Raw genomic sequence first — 15,902 nt, 5'->3', positions numbered from 1 at the left:
AAATGTTTTTTTGCTGAGAGGCTGTGCAAAAATGAAAGCCGCAAGCTTTGGCTTCAAATTAGGATGGCAGAAGAAACTAGAGAAGTTCGGGGGAGACTCCCTAAAGACTTAAAAATCGCGTTTGAAATTGCCTGTGCGCGTCTGGAATTGACGCAGACTGCGGCTTTAGAGGAGGCTATCAAGGAATGGTTGAAAAAACATGAATCTACGTCTAGTGACAAATAGATTGAGTTATGAGCAATAGGATTTGTTTGTGGATTAACTAATTCTTCGTAATGGCGGTTATATTCTGGAAGCGTTTTGGTTCTGGTAATTCCTATCAAAATCCTCAATAGACGGTGCAATGCGATCGCCATTTCTTATCAAATCTGACTACCACAATCACATATAAGTCTGACTAACTGAGTTTGAATTTATAGTAACACTCAGTATTAATACTAATGCTTTTAAAAGGATGTGTTGCTACATTTTGAACATACAAATTGGTATGCTTGCTCACGCTTATAGCCATAATTATGTAGGGCTTTGATGGGCAAAATATATCGATACTTTTATTAAATAGACTCAAATGGTTTAAAGAATGTAAATTAATAGGCTCTTAGATTAAGTATTAAAAAATACATTAATTTTTGGCTAACTACATTTACAAGTGGGTTAAATCTTAAATTTTTATACTCAATCAAAATCTGCGGATTTGTAACTGTAAGCGATCGCTTCACGGGTAATTTTTCATGCAAAAAATAGCTTCTGTGTAGTTGGTGTAGGGGTTTTAGCAGAGCAAAGGATTGTAGAGGATGAGTGTTGTTACTGGGCAAATTGTGCGGGTGCGATCGCGGCAGTATCTTGTAGAAGATGTAGTGGCTAAACCTTTGGTGAAGGAAGACACTTTAGTTTGCCTTTCGTGTTTGGAAGATGATGCGTTAGGAGAACAGTTAGAAGTTCTTTGGGAAAGAGAAGTTGATGCCAAAGTCATAGGTAAAACTTCGTGGGAGTCCATAGCAAACCGAGGTTTTGACAATCCCCGTCTATTTTCGGCTTATCTCCACACTCTGCGTTGGAATTGTGTTACCTCAACTGACCCAAAACTGTTTCAAGCACCATACCGTGCAGGTATTGAGGTCAAAGCTTACCAGCTTGAACCGCTACGTAAGGCTTTATTAATGCCTAGAGTTGCTTTGTTTATTGCTGACGATGTTGGTTTAGGGAAAACCATAGAAGCAGGTCTGATTTTAAGAGAGATGTTGATGCGGCAAAAAGTTCGCCGTGTTGTGATTTCTTGTCCACCATCGGTTGTACGGCAATGGCAAGAAGAAATGGAAAGCCGCTTCGGGCTAACTTTTGTGATTTTTGACCGTGAGTTTGTAGCTAGTCGTCGTCAAGAACGCGGTTATGGAATTAACCCTTGGACAACTCACAGCCGCTTCATTATTTCTCATGCTTTGTTACGTGATGAAACCTATGCTGCTCCTTTGCGTGATTGGTTGGGAGATTTTACAGGCGCATCAATGCTGATTCTCGATGAAGCACACAACGCAGCCCCAGCTAGTGGTACGAAGTATGCTGTCGATTCTCAACTCACACGCACTGTCCGCGATATTGCACCACGCTTTGAACATAAGTTGTTCCTTTCTGCTACGCCCCATAATTGTAGCGACCTGCAATGCTAATCGCTCAAACCTGCAATCATGACATTTACAAACCAGGATTAAATGCAACTATAATTACGCTTCAGCCAGGATTATTTGCAACTGAGCCAGGATTATCTGCAACCAACCTGCAATCATCGGTTTGAGCCAGGATTATTTGCAACTATAAATGAACCTGCTGGAAATTGCGCTTTCAATTAGTTCAAAGTGGCAATCCCGCCGCCAACATTTGCTCCTGCAACTCCCGCGCACGCATTGGGTCAAGTTGACCACGAAACAACAACTTAATTTCAGCCGGTTTGGCATTGAACTGTTCAGCCAAATCCCTCACGTTATAGCCATGCCGAGTGAGAGTTGGTTCCAAATCATCAAGAAGCTTCGATAGCACCGACTCAATAATCACCGTAGTAACAGGCTTGACTGCAACTCGGTACGCAGCCTCTAAAGCTAGTGTCAAATGTTGTTCGATTTGTAGTGGAGTTCTCAACCGCGCAGCAAGTAATTCAATAGCAGAGGCCTCTAGTATGTCACTGATAGAAGTATCATCCGTAGTACATTCAGATACCAACCATTCAATATATTCTCGTTGATTACCGACAATCCCCTCCAAAGAGAAGACCGTCGCCCGATACCCAATTTCCTCCATCGTGGGACGGCGCAAATCATTTTTCAGTTTGGGATGACCAGCCAGCACTACCGAAAGTGTGCCACCACCGTCTTCAACTACCTCGATTAAACGTTTAAGTCCCGTCAGCGTACTGTAATGTAGGTCATGAGCCTCATCCACAAACAGTGCTACAGGCTTTTTACCTTTTCTAATCAGGTCACGTAATTCCCGTTCCCGTTTTTCGCCGTCTTTCGGAATTTTAATTTCCTTATCTGTGGATAAATCATAGAATAAGGCAGCAATCAGAGTGGGTAGTGTCGCTCGGTCTTTATCCACAGAAAGCGATTTTGAGACGGTAATTTTACCTTCTTTCTCCAAAACGTCAAACAAACGTCGTAAAGTCGTTGTTTTACCACACCCGATAATTCCTGTAATGGCAACCAACTTCCCCGAATGAATTGCCACTTTAATATCCTTGAACATTTGTTTTTGGTGTTCAGTCTCGTAGTACCCAGCTTTGGGAAACTCCTTAACCAAACTAAAGTGTTCCATGACCTCAGTAAGCATTTTGTTCCCCTCCTTTTGGCTTTTGGAAATACTCCCTTACCCGGTCAATAATCACTTTTTTGTTGAGGGTTTCAGTTAGCAGTGCATTAATAAATGCCATTTGTTCAGGAGATAATTTGGCCAACGGCTGCGCTAGATAATCTGAAATCGCCAATTTAGCGAATATTATGCTGGGATATGTAAATTCTTGGAATGGGTCTGGGTCGTTAAAAGGTGTGACAGTCGGCTCAAGTTCTTTATACTTGTCCACTAGAAATTGGAGATCGGCATTTTTGTCCAATGCTGTCCGTGGCAAACCCAGTTTCTTTGCTAAATCCGCAATCCTGTCTGCCCGTTCTTCGGTTTTAGTTTTTTTGTGTTTGCGATAGCGATGTAATGGAATTGGCCCATCAACCGGGTAAAATGGGCCGTAGCGGCGATCGCTAAACTCAACATATAGCTCGTTGTCAAATAAACCCCACCAAAGGACGACAGTTTCACCAGCCAAGTCTGGCTCTACCTCATAAGCTACGCCTTCAATTGATACCCTGGCATCGGAACCAACCTTTCTACGTTGCGGTTCGCGGGCAAAGTTACAGAATCGCTCCCAACTGCACATTGCGCGTAAACCTGACTTGGGGAGATTTCGCAGCCAATCTTCTATGCGCGAATGTGGGGACTCTCGGTGTGGCTTATCGTTGTAAAGCAACAGATACTGGCGCAACCAAAGGTTAGCCTCTACCTCGTTTTCCGGTTCGTGAAAGTGATACAGAGTTTCGTAAGCTTCTTTTACCGTCCGAAACGGTCTTTCTACTTTGCCCTTGGAACGAGCTGTCACCCGACGACCATCCTTGCCATTGGGCAGATGCGTGACTAGCTTGATTCTTAGGCAGTCCATGACATTCGCTATAAAGCATCAGCAGGGGATTACCTTTACCCGCATCCACCCACAATGGCTGCTTTACGTGTTTCAAATCAGACTGACTCAGGTCGAAATGCCAACATTCATTGCTGTATTCTGCCTGAAAACGCACCGCCGGAGGTTGCCGGGTCATTCGTTCATTGTCATATCCCCATACTTTCAAGTAATAGTTGACGGTACTTCTAGTTAACGTACCCTTGCTCGGTTGGATAAAGCCATTTGGTGTATCCATCCCAAAATCTTCCAGTAGTTCAATCGCCCGTGCAGTTGAGAGGTGTCGCCCTTTCTTATTACTGGTGCGGATTTTCATCGCCGCAATGATTTCACAGTAAAGTTCCATTTCAGCCTGTGATAGCTTTCGAGGTGTTCCACTATCTGAGCGGTTGATGGATTTGGGGCGTGATAAGTTACGCAGAGCGCGATACAGAGTATCTGTTGACACACCGTATAGAGCAGATGTCTGTTCAATGAGAATTCGACGCTCTTGGCAACGACTTGGTAATCCGTCGAGGCGGTGGCGTAAGTTGATGAGTGCCTCTACCGGGATTTCCTTGTGTGCCATGTTATGTTTTTATCTCAGCGATGTAGTTATAGAGAGTTGGTTTAGAAATCCCCATGAGTCTACAGATTTCAACAATGGTGTGTTGCCTTTCGGTATAAAGCTTTACTGCTAATTGGCGTTTTGCTCGGTCTAGTGCTTTTGGTCTACCTCCCTTATGACCACGCGCACGCGCTGCTACAAGACCCGCCGTTGTGCGTTCACGGATGAGATTGCGTTCAAATTCTGCCAATGCACCGAACAGATGGAAAATTAGCCTGCCACTGTTATTAGTGGTAGTAATGGATTCTGACAAACTAGAGAGTTCAATTCCTCTATCATCTAACTGGGATATGATTTCGATTAGGTCTTTGAGCGACCTTCCCAGGCGGTCTAACCTCCACACCACTAGGACATCACCAGTCCTTGCTACTTCCAGTGCTTGGTTTAGTCCAGGTCTTGCTGCTTTCACTCCACTTATATGATCTGAGTAAATTTTTGCACAACCAGCTTGCTGCAAGGCATCCATTTGCAGGTTCAATTTTTGGTCATCTGTTGAAACTCGCGCGTAGCCGATCAACATTACTTGAACCCCAACAAGTCAGTAAATAAACCCGTTACCTCACAGTATATGTTGCCGATAATATTTTTACCGAGTTTCGTTACCAAACTTGAGCCGATTCTAGGGGGACTTGGATATCAATCATAGTGGTAAAGAAAACGGTCGTTTCTTTTACCTTTATAGTTGCAGTTAATCCTGGCTGAAATTCAACTATTTTTTTTTATAAGTCAAAGGGTTTTTTGAGCAAACTTTCTTGCCTACCGTTTGATGGGACTTTCGGTTAGTTGCAAATAATCCTGGCTCAAACCGATGATTGCAGGTTGGTTGCAATTAATCCTGGCTCAGTTGCAAATAATCCTGGCTGAAGCGTAATTATAGTTGCATTTAATCCTGGTTTGTAAATGTCATGATTGCAGGTTTGAGCGATTAGCATTGCAGGTCGCTACACCTATTGTTCACTGCTACTACTTTGTTTTAGCGCAACGGACAGAGGACAAAGTATTGAAAGTGCTGGTGAAGAAGACTGAAACAATTCAAAAAGAATTGGGGACGCTTTCGCCAGTGGTGCAGAAGAATTTATCGCGGTTACTGGAAGGTGGTATTCGCCACAATCAGGTAACTAATATTACTGCTTCTATAGAACAAGCTGATTTACCTAACGTATCAGTAATTAGTGAAGAACTGGAAGAAAATAGACTGCGGAGAGAAGAATTAACCAAGCAATTATCCCAGTTGCAAGAGATGCTGAAAACATCGCGGGATTGGTTGGGACTGAGTGACGAACACTTCCGCAATGCTATTTCCGCTTCTTTAGAAATTCTCGGCGCGACTCCTCTGACTCCAGTTGATAGTCAAGAAGCTTGTCAAGATTCGGCTACTGCACGCTGGACGCTTCCGCCCCTTGACCAACGCGCAGACCCTACATGGGCGAATACTCTTGATACCTTAAGACCGCCACGCCAGAAAGGACAAAAGCCTTGGGAATGGCGACGGGAAGCAGCGATTCGTCCGGTAGTATTTCGTGACCCTGGTTCATTGGATGGGGATGTAGTTCACCTGCATTTAGAACACCGAGTTGTACAGCGTCTTTTAGGGAGATTTTTAGCCCAAGGGTTTTTACATGATGAGTTAACCCGCGCTTGCGTTTGTTTGACTGATGACCCAATTCCTAAAGTTATCGCCTTGGGACGTTTATCTGTTTACGGACAGGGTGCATCACGGCTGCATGACGAAGTAATTGCGATCGCGGCAGAATGGTCAGACCCAGCCGCTAGAGGACGCAAGAAACTACAACCCTTAAACGAAGGGCAGAAAGACAACGTACTGGCTTTATTGGAAGATTCTTTAGCTTCTCCTCGTTTGCAAAAAGCATCCCAGACGATTAAAGAATTGCTGAAGCAGAATGCTGCCCAAGATATTGCTGATTTGATTCCCCATTTAGAACGCCGTGCCAATATTTTGGCTCAAAGGGCTGAGAAAAAGTTAACCGAACGGGGCAAAAAAGAAGCTGTAGAGATGAAAAAAATTCTCGAACAGCAGCAGCAGCGTATTAGCCAACGTAAGCAGGAAATTGAAGATACCAAAGCAATCCAGTTACCGATTCCCAAGCTATCGATTCCGTTTGTAGAGTTCCCTGTAGAGGAAAAACGGCAGTTAGACGCAGACTGTCGTCACTGGGAGAAGCGACTGAAAGCACTTGCTGAAGAAATTATTTCTGAACCTGCCCGAATTGAGGCTTCCTACGAAGTTAGGGCGGTGCGAGTTGAACCTGTGGGGTTGATTTATTTATGGCCAGTTTCGGGTTGACAAGTAATTCCCCAGCGCATAGCCCGAAGACCGCAAGGGAATGTAATTCCCCAATTCATAGCCCGATGATCGCCAGACCGCCAGGGAATGTAATTCCCTGTCTCACAGCGAAAGTCCTCTACAAGAGGACTGTGTAAACGGTTACAGTCGGATTTATCCGACTTCTGCTATCAGGCAGGGGTTTATAACCCCTGGCTCTGTGGCTGGTGGGGAAATTCACAATTAACTACTAAATAACTGGCAGGAAAATTCACAACTAAGTAATTACTAACTGACTGATGGGCAAACTAACAACGACACCTAAAAACAAATGAGGCGGTCGTGGTTAAGGATAGAGAAATTCAAGCGCATAAGGAATGGTTGGGCTTCCTTCAGCCAGTGGGGTTGGTAGTGTCGCCAACGGCGTTAAATAATGCCCAAATGTCGGTAAATCGCAACGTTGTTGAGTTACAGCAACGGTTAAGCGAAATAATTCGCCGAGATTTTCCTGATGACAGCAGCAACTACACCTCTGTAATTTCTGACTTTCCCACCTTCACAGTAGAAATTCTGGGTTGGCAACCGACAGATTTAGTCGAGAGTCCAGAGGATTTGGCGGTATCGCTACCAGAATACAGTGAAATTTTACAACCAACATATACCGTACCTGACCCAGATAAAGGTGGTTGGTTGATGCTGGTACAAGTCATTTCCTCTGGTACTGACCTTGATAGAGTCAGTGAGAATATCAAATCTACGGGATGGCACGCCACGCCCCAGGCGAAGTTTGAGCGACTGTTGCGGGAGAAGGAAATTCCTGTAGGTATTTTGTGTAACGGTACAGAATTACGTTTGGTATATGCCCCACGGGGTGAATCTTCTGGACATCTGACCTTTCCGGTACAGGCGATGTGCGAGGTATCGGGACGGTTGATTTTGGGTGCAATGCAGATGTTGTTGGAAGAACAGCGAGTGTTCAATGCGCCCACAGACCGCCGTTTAGTGGCGTTGCTGCAAAATAGCCGCAAGTATCAAAACGAAGTTTCTACTAAGTTATCAGAACAGGTACTAGACGCGCTGTGGGAATTACTGCGTGGTTTTCAAGCTGCAAATGATCATGCTAAAGGATTCTTGCTTGATGACATTGCTCAAAACGAACCTCAGCATATTTACGGAGGATTAATTACAGTTTTGTTGCGGTTGGTGTTTCTGCTGTATGCGGAAGATGAAGGTTTAATGCCGCAGGGTTCGATTTACACGCGCAACTATTCGGTAACTGGACTGTATGAGAGATTGCGCGAGGATGCGGGTAACTATCCTGACACAATGGAACAGCGTTATGGTGCTTGGGCTTGGTTACTCAGTCTTTTTCGCTTAGTTTATGATGGCGGTTGTCATGCTGATTTATATTTGCCAGCACGTCATGGACAGCTTTTTGACCCAGATGAGTACGCATTTTTAGAAGGTCGTTCTCGCCATACTACCTATAAAGAATGGGAGTTGATTGAACCGCCACGCATTTCTGATGGAGTAATTCACAAAGTATTGCAAGGGTTACTCGTTCTTGATGGTGAACGTTTGTCATACCGATCGCTCGATGTCGAACAAATCGGTTCGGTTTACGAGGCGGTCATGGGCTATGAAGTCAAAAAAGCTACTACATCATCTATTGGTGTATGGAGTAAACCCAAGGGTGCGAAAACCTCTGTTACTGTCGTTGTTAGCGTTGATGAAGTTTTAAACACCAAAGCCAATGACAGGGCGAAGTATTTAAAAGAAGTTGCAGGTTGTGAAATCTCCGGTAAATCACTGGCTGAGTTAAAGCAAGCGAAAATTGCCGAGGATTTAATTGCAGCTTTAGGACGGAAGATATCGCCGCAAACACCCGCTTTACTGGCTACTGGTTCATTGTATTTGCAACCAGGAGAAGAACGGCGGCGTAGTGGTTCTCATTATACGCCCCGTGCTTTGACAGAACCGATAGTTAAAGAAACCCTCAGACCTGTTTTAGAAGCATTGGGCGAACGTCCCACACCAGAGCAAATTTTGGCTTTGAAGGTATGCGATTTAGCTGTGGGTTCAGGTGCGTTTTTGGTGGAAGCTTGTCGTCAGTTGGCAGAAAAATTGGTGGAAGCTTGGAATCAACATGACTTGATTTCCGAAGTTCCATCGGATGAAGAACCGTTACTGTATGCGCGGCGTTTGGTGGCGCAGCGTTGTTTGTATGGAGTGGATAAAAACCCGTTTGCGGTGAATTTGGCGAAGTTATCTTTGTGGTTGGTAACTTTAGCGAAGAAGCATCCTTTTACATTTTTAGACCATGCGCTGAAATGTGGTGATTCGTTGGTAGGTTTAACCCGCGACCAACTTGTTAAGTTTAACTGGGAAAAAGATACTACTTATGATGATCCAAATCTGCCTTTATTTAACGAGCATATAAATAAGGTTAAGTTTAACCGTGATGAAATTCAAAGTTTAGGTGATGAGAATTACGATGCGAAGCGTGATTTTTATCAAGCAACAGAGGAATTATTACATGATGCTCGTATTAAAGGTGATTTAGTTATCGCTTCTTTCTTTGCGGCGGATAAAGATAAAGCTAGAAAAGATGAACTTAAGGCTTTTGAGTTAAAGTTTAAAAATTGGCAAATAAATCAAGATAATAATTTGCAAATTTTAGAAATTAGTAAGCAATTACGACAAGCTGAAAAACCTGTAAATCCTTTTAATTGGGAATTAGAATTTCCAGAGGTATTTGATAGGGATAATCCAGGATTTGATGCGATTGTCGGTAATCCACCATTTGCGGGTAAGAATACAGCGATAAATGCCCATGCTGATGGATATATGGATTGGTTAAAAGTGGTTAATCCAGAATCACATGGAAATTCTGATTTAGTTGCTCACTTTTACCGCAGGGCATTTGCGCTTTTACGAAAATCAGGTTGTTTTGGTTTGATTGCGACAAATACCATTGCTCAAGGTGATACTCGCAGCACTGGTTTGAGATATATTTGTGAAAATGGCGGTACTATTTACAATGCTCAAAAGCGGTTAAAGTGGCCTGGTTTAGCCGCCGTTGTTGTGAGCGTGGTTAATGTTATTAAACAAGAACATACAAACATTAAACAAGAAAGCCGGGGAATCAATTCCCCGTCTGAAAGCGAAAATCCTCTGAAGAGGATTGATGAAAATATTGGTAAAAATTCTAGTCGGTTTCAAGCGACTTCTGCTATTAGACCGGAAATTGATTTCCGGGCGGGTGTGGATGCACAACGAATTGAAAAAAATCATCAACAATCAGAAAGCCGGGGAATTAATTCCCCGTCTGAAAGCGAAAATCCTCTGAAGAGGATTGATGAATATATTGGTGAAAATTCTAGTCGGTTTCAAGCGACTTCTGCTATTAGACCGGAAATTGATTTCCGGGCGGGTGTGGATGCAAATCAAAATGATTCTCAAAATGATAAACGTTTACAACCAATTCTCGACGGTAAAAAAGTTGATTTCATCTCGGCATTTTTATTTAAGTCTGGTGGAAATAAAAACCCTGCTGTGTTGTTAGCAAATGCTGATAAAAGTTTTATTGGTAGCTATGTGCTGGGTATGGGTTTTACATTTGATGATTCCAACCCTGACGCTACATCAATTGCAGAAATGCAACGTTTGATTGCACAAAACACTAAAAATCAAGAGCGAATTTTTCCTTATATCGGTGGGGAGGAGGTTAACTCTAGTCCAACTCATGAACATCATCGGTATGTGATTAATTTTGGTGAAATGAGTGAGGCTGAGGCTAGAGAATATCCTGATTTGATGCAGATTGTAGAAGAAAAGGTTAAAGGAAAGCGTGGCAAGCATTCAACTGCTTCTTGGTGGCAATTTGAACGAGTAAGAGGAGAATTGTTTAAAGCGATCGCACCTCTCGAACGTGTGTTAGTTATTTCTCTGCACTCACAGTATTTATTATTTGCATTTTTACCAGCGAACTGCGTTTTCTCGCACGCTTTAGGTATTTTTGCAGACCAAAGATATTCATTTTTTTGCATTGTGCAATCATATATTCATGAAATTTGGGCTAGGTTCTTTTCCTCAACGTTAGGAGATGGTTTACGTTATACTCCGTCTGACTGCTTCCAAACCTTCCCCTTCCCCAAAAACTGGGAAACCAACCCCACCCTAGAAACCATAGGCAAAGAATACTACGAATACCGCGCCGCCTTAATGGTTCGCAACAACCAAGGACTCACCGACACCTACAACCGCTTCCACGACCCCGACGAGTACGCTCCCGAAATACTCAAACTCCGCGAACTCCACACCGCAATGGATAAAGCCGTCCTCGACGCTTACGGCTGGTCAGATATCCCCACCGACTGCGATTTTATTCTCGACTACGAAGAGGAAGAAGACACAGAAAACAGCAGTGGACGACAAAAGAAAAAACCCTGGCGTTATCGTTGGCGCGAAGAAATCCACGATGAAGTTTTAGCACGCTTGCTTGATTTAAACCAAAAACGCGCCGAAGCAGAAATTTTAGGCGGTAAAGGTGCGGAGAAGGGGAAGGGTAAGGGAGGGAAAAATAAATCTAATCAAAGAAAGTCTAAAAAGGTTATTGAAAATGCACCAGCAATACCAGGAATCATTTGAAAATTTTTATGTTTTCCCTAATGTTCGCCTGTCCATCAGCCAGTCCATCAGCCAGTCGCCAACCCGCCAACCCGCCAGGGAATGTAATTCCCTGTCTAATAGCGAAAGTCCTCTATAAGAGGACTGAGAAAATTAAGAACACTAGGCGGGGTTTTCCAATTTTGAGCGAGTCGGATTTATCCGACTTCAGCTATCAGACAGGGGTTTTAAACCCCTGGCTCTATAAGAGGACTAGGCGGGGTTTTCCAATTTTGAGCGAGTCGGATTCATCCGACTTCAGCTATCAGACAGGGGTTTTGAACCCCTGGCTGGCTGGATGGTAAATCTGTTAAATCTTGCCGAGTGGTAAATCTAGTTTAAATACATTTATGCTTTTTGTTTAAATATGGGCAATCTAGTAAATGTAAGTGCTAATTAGGAAAAAATATGTCCTTATGGCGGCTTTACTATCACATTGTCTGGGCAACAAAACAACGCCTACCTCTGATTATGCCCAGCAAAGAATCTGATCTTCATAATTATATTATTGGTAAATCAGATGCACTAAATTGTATTGTTCATGGGATAGGTGGCATGGAAGACCATATTCATTTAGTTGTTTCTATTCCTCCAACACTAGCAATTGCAGATTTTGTTAAAAAAATTAAAGGCAGTAGTTCTTATTATTTCAATCATAATATTTCTGCCACGTCGGATAAATTTTCTTGGCAGGAAGGTTATGGGGTTTTCTCTTTAGGTAGTAAGCAACTTGAGCAGGCTATTAATTATGTTAAAAATCAAAAAATACATCATTTACAAGGGACAACAAATTCTCATTTGGAAAATATTTAAATTGATTGATAGTCAGATTGATAGCCAACCATTTGATAGCCAGATAGCCAGGGATTGAAAATCCCTGTCTGATAGCTAAAGTCCTCTGGAAGAGGACTGATTAATTAATTTAAGGGTTTTAACCTCCGCAATTAAATTAAGTTATGCAAAAGCTAAATATTAAATGATAAATAAAACGATAAATCTAACCTCGGACGAAGTGCGATCGCGCCTCATCGAAGCCTTACAACTCGACCTTATAGGCCCCACCCCCGATGATATTGACCACGCAGAAGAAATTCTCGACCAAGCACCATCAAAATGGTATCTTACAGGTTTTCTTGTTCCACATGGCGCACCCATCGAACAGCGTGGAGATGATACTGGCGATGATGATTTAGACGTAATGCAAGGCGGTAGCGCGGGAGAAGATGAAAATGTCCCAGACAAACCATTCGCCAAGAAAGCTTTTTTCCCTTCATCGATGGGTTTAAGTTTTCTAGTTGCTGAAAATGCCAGTCAACTTAATCTCACAGTGCAATGGGGTGATTATTTCCCAATCAAAGATAATTCTGTAGCAGAATCTCAGAATGATTCTGGTGCGGAAGAAATTCTATCACCCTTGGAAATAGAAACGACAATCCCTCAACCAGAAGCAGATAAAGGTTTATCTGGATGCTGGAAGCGGATTCCACGCCAAGCCCAAATCACTGTTCCTTTAAAATTACCGCTTCATCAAAGCCAATCGACCAAAACTATTCCTATACCTGATAGTAACGGTTTACAACTCGTCGTCTCCATCCGTCCTGTAACATCTAAGGAACTTGTCCTGGCTGGAACTCGTTCTGTTTCCGTATTTCTAGTTAATAATCGCCTCTCCACCTCAGATAAACAGCGCGATATTAGCTATATTTTTCAAGCCAGTTTAATCATCCATACCCCAGAACCATTAGTAGCCCGTCCCAACTTACGCGGACGAGATAATCATGATTGGGATGAAAACGTCGCAGATTTACAATACCGCGATGATTATGAATATGCAGTGGGTCATAACGTTAGTGCGATCGCACTTACCAATCCTGATAGTAGCTGTCAAGAAATACGTACAGCATGGATACCTACGACTGATGTGGAAAAGGTGATAGCTACAGAAGAGGAACTAAAAGACGTTGAATTGAGAATGGAAGCTTTAGCTAATGCACCCACACCAGCAGCATTACAAAAAATGCTGAGTCCAATGGTGGATGCTTACGCTGATTGGATTCAAGAACAACGCACAAAATGTCCCACCGAACCCAAGCGGTTAAATGTCGCCCTAGATTTACTCCGTCGTGCGGAAATTGCTAACAAGCGCATCGACGCTGGTATCAAAGCGTTAAATGACCCACAAATATTTGAAGCTTTCTGCATTGCTAATCGCGCCATTGCTACAGCCATTCGTCAGCGTACTACTCATGGTAAAACTATCACGCCTGAAATAGTAGCACCACCAAAATGGCGACCCTTCCAGTTAGCATTTTTACTGATGAACTTAGCAGGGATAGCTTACCCCGAAAATGGCGATCGTGAATTAGTCGATTTGCTATTCTTCCCCACAGGTGGTGGTAAAACCGAAGCATACTTAGGACTCGCAGCCTTTACCCTTGTCCTGCGGCGACTGCGTTATCCCGGTATCAAATCGGCTGGTTTAAGCGTCCTCATGCGCTATACCCTGCGTCTTTTAACTCTCGACCAACTCGGACGGGCGGCGACGATGATTTGCGCCTTAGAATTGGAACGCCAGAAAAACCCGCAGAAGTTAGGAACTTGGCCGTTTGAAATTGGGCTATGGGTAGGACAAGCCGCAACACCCAACCGCATGGGTAAAAAGGGAGATAACGACGAAAACAGTGCTAGAGAACGTACTCGTGCTTTTCAAAATAACGATCGCAACCCCTCACCCATTCCCTTAGAAAATTGTCCTTGGTGTGGGACAAAATTTAATCGCAACTCATTCCAATTACAGCCAAACCCCGACCAACCAACCAATTTACAAGTATTTTGTGCTAACCGTCGGTGTAATTTCCGTGGTGACAATCCTTTACCAATAGTCACCGTAGACGAGCCACTATACCGCCGTCTACCTTGTTTTATTATCTCTACAGTAGATAAATTCGCCACCCTGCCTTGGGTGGGAGAAACAGGTGCATTATTTGGACGAGTAGACCGCTACGACAGTGATGGTTTTTACGGACCCACTCAACTAAATCGCGGTAAACCCCTTGGCAGTTATTTACCACCACCAGACCTAATTATCCAAGACGAATTACATTTAATTTCCGGCCCTTTGGGAACAATGGTAGGTCTATATGAAACAGCCATTGATGCTTTGTGTAGCCAAGAGATAGAGGGTAAAAAAATTCGTCCGAAAATAGTTGCTTCCACTGCGACAGTCCGCCGCGCCAGCAAACAAATTCAAGCTTTATTCGGTCGTAGTGAAGTTGATATATTTCCACCACCAGGGCCAGACAGACGCGATTCATTCTTTGCTAAAACCGTCCCCGCCACAGTCAAAAATGCCCGTACTTATGTAGGAATTGCTGCTCAAGGACGCAGTTTAAAGGTAGTGTTATTGCGTAGCTATTTAGCATTGTTAGGCGCAGCCCAAAAGCACTGGCTAGAACAAGGGGGCAAGAAGAATAATAAGAACCCAGCCGACCCTTACATGACGCTGTTAGGTTACTTTAACTCCCTACGTGAACTAGGTGGTAGTCGGCGCATTGTAGAAGATGAAGTCAAATCTCGTCTATTACGTTACAGCCAGCATCAGCGAGTTGACGAAACTTCAGGGTTATTTGCTGACCGGAAAATTGATGATGAACCAGAAGAACTAACCTCCCGTGTCAGCACTAGCGAAGTTGCAGATACTAAGCGGCGAATGGAATTAACTTTTGATCAAGACGACAAGGTTGATGTAGTTTTAGCAACCAATATGATTTCCGTAGGTTTAGATATTACCCGCTTGGGTTTAATGGTAGTTCTCGGTCAACCCAAGACAGCCGCCGAATATATCCAAGCTACCAGCCGTGTAGGACGGGATGAGGAACGACCGGGTTTAGTAGTGACGTTATTGAACATTCATCGTCCACGCGATCGCTCTCATTATGAACGCTTTTTTGCTTGGCATTCAACATTTTACCGAGCAGTAGAAGCTACCAGCGTAACGCCCTTTTCTCCCCGCGCTATTGACCGAGGTATTGCCGCCATTACCGTTGCTTTGGCACGGCTAGGACATCCAGGAATGACAGCACCAACTCGCGCTTTCGATATTACCCAACATCGCCAAGAACTAGAGTTTGTTGTGGAAACCATTGCACAAAGAGCAGAAATGCACGATAAGGAACTGGATGCAAATGAAGCCGAAGCACTACGCCATAAAGTGAAAAATCAAGTCATAGATTTACTCGATGATTGGACAAGTATCGCCAATGGAAAAATTAGCCTGCAATATCAACGGGAAGTAGGCGAAGCACCACCACTAATATTTGACCCCCTCGACCCCGAATTAAGGAATCAACCACAAAAAGCACAAAGGTTTAAAGCACAGCGAAGTTTGCGTGATGTCGAACCAACAGTCAATCTCTGGGTAATTAATCCTTACGGACATGAGGTAGAGGAGAAAGGAAAATGAGTTAGCTAGCCATCCTGTCATCCATTTAGCCAGGGATTATAAATCCCTTTCTGAAAGCAAAAGTCGTCTGAAGACGACTGTAAAAACGAAAAATAAAATCATAATTGATTCCTCTTCCAGAGGAATTTAGCTATGAGACAGAGATTTTCAATCTCTGGCTATCTGG

The 15,902-nt window shown here is 43.5% G+C and carries 8 protein-coding genes and 2 pseudogenes; 7 read left to right on the top strand and 3 right to left on the bottom strand.

Going from position 1 to position 15,902, the window contains the following annotated elements:
* Positions 1-63 precede the first annotated feature (63 nt).
* From L6494_RS01015 to L6494_RS30815, 3 genes are all read left to right on the top strand, one after another.
* Positions 64-225 carry a hypothetical protein gene (locus L6494_RS01015; RefSeq protein ID WP_015115426.1) on the top strand — a complete coding sequence of 54 codons (162 nt, stop codon included), beginning with the start codon at positions 64-66 and terminating at the stop codon, positions 223-225.
* A 569-nt stretch (positions 226-794) separates the two neighbouring features.
* Entirely contained in the window at positions 795-1,667 is an 873-nt protein-coding gene (locus L6494_RS01010; protein ID WP_237991030.1) for an SNF2-related protein, read from the top strand.
* Complete coding sequence (locus tag L6494_RS30815; protein ID WP_269139265.1) at positions 1,661-1,792, top strand: hypothetical protein; 132 nt, start codon at positions 1,661-1,663, stop codon at positions 1,790-1,792. Before L6494_RS01010 ends, L6494_RS30815 begins: the two co-directional genes overlap by 7 nt.
* 56 nt (positions 1,793-1,848) lie before the next feature.
* On the opposite strand, the gene L6494_RS01005 is transcribed toward L6494_RS30815, so the two are convergent.
* The 3 genes and pseudogenes from L6494_RS01005 to L6494_RS00995 form a co-directional block, all read right to left on the bottom strand.
* A complete protein-coding gene (locus L6494_RS01005; RefSeq protein ID WP_237989512.1) occupies positions 1,849-2,820 on the bottom strand; it encodes an ExeA family protein in 972 nt (323 codons plus the stop codon).
* A pseudogene (locus tag L6494_RS01000) lies at positions 2,810-4,268 on the bottom strand (IS481 family transposase). Before L6494_RS01000 ends, L6494_RS01005 begins: the two are co-directional and overlap by 11 nt.
* A gap of 16 nt (positions 4,269-4,284) precedes the next feature.
* Complete coding sequence (locus L6494_RS00995) at positions 4,285-4,842, bottom strand: recombinase family protein (protein ID WP_237991029.1); 558 nt, start codon at positions 4,840-4,842, stop codon at positions 4,285-4,287.
* Between the two features lie 423 nt (positions 4,843-5,265).
* Here L6494_RS00995 and L6494_RS00990 point away from each other — a divergent pair.
* From L6494_RS00990 to drmA, 4 genes and pseudogenes are all read left to right on the top strand, one after another.
* Positions 5,266-6,627 (top strand): annotated as a pseudogene (locus L6494_RS00990) (DISARM system SNF2-like helicase DrmD); the annotation flags it as partial.
* Positions 6,628-6,948: 321 nt separating this feature from the next.
* A complete protein-coding gene (locus L6494_RS00985) occupies positions 6,949-11,256 on the top strand; it encodes an Eco57I restriction-modification methylase domain-containing protein (RefSeq protein WP_237991027.1) in 4,308 nt (1,435 codons plus the stop codon).
* A gap of 426 nt (positions 11,257-11,682) precedes the next feature.
* Positions 11,683-12,087: an IS200/IS605 family transposase gene (gene tnpA / locus L6494_RS00980; RefSeq protein WP_237991026.1), complete on the top strand. Its 405-nt coding sequence runs from the start codon at positions 11,683-11,685 to the stop codon at positions 12,085-12,087.
* Positions 12,088-12,250: 163 nt separating this feature from the next.
* A complete protein-coding gene (gene drmA, locus L6494_RS00975) occupies positions 12,251-15,736 on the top strand; it encodes a DISARM system helicase DrmA (RefSeq protein ID WP_237991025.1) in 3,486 nt (1,161 codons plus the stop codon).
* Positions 15,737-15,902: the final 166 nt, after the last annotated feature.

Source organism: Nostoc sp. UHCC 0870, assembly GCF_022063185.1.
Classification (GTDB): domain Bacteria; phylum Cyanobacteriota; class Cyanobacteriia; order Cyanobacteriales; family Nostocaceae; genus Trichormus.
This window is presented reverse-complemented; position numbering and strand designations above follow the sequence as displayed.

What these genes read in the sequence shown, in the direction of transcription:
- L6494_RS01015 (WP_015115426.1), top strand. Translation starts at nt 64, where the DNA reads ATGGCAGAAGAAACTAGAGAAGTTCGGGGGAGACTCCCTAAAGACTTA.
- L6494_RS01010 (WP_237991030.1), top strand. Translation starts at nt 795, where the DNA reads ATGAGTGTTGTTACTGGGCAAATTGTGCGGGTGCGATCGCGGCAGTAT.
- L6494_RS30815 (WP_269139265.1), top strand. Translation starts at nt 1,661, where the DNA reads ATGCTAATCGCTCAAACCTGCAATCATGACATTTACAAACCAGGATTA.
- L6494_RS01005 (WP_237989512.1), bottom strand. Translation starts at nt 2,820, where the DNA reads ATGCTTACTGAGGTCATGGAACACTTTAGTTTGGTTAAGGAGTTTCCC.
- L6494_RS00995 (WP_237991029.1), bottom strand. Translation starts at nt 4,842, where the DNA reads ATGTTGATCGGCTACGCGCGAGTTTCAACAGATGACCAAAAATTGAAC.
- tnpA (WP_237991026.1), top strand. Translation starts at nt 11,683, where the DNA reads ATGTCCTTATGGCGGCTTTACTATCACATTGTCTGGGCAACAAAACAA.
- drmA (WP_237991025.1), top strand. Translation starts at nt 12,251, where the DNA reads ATGATAAATAAAACGATAAATCTAACCTCGGACGAAGTGCGATCGCGC.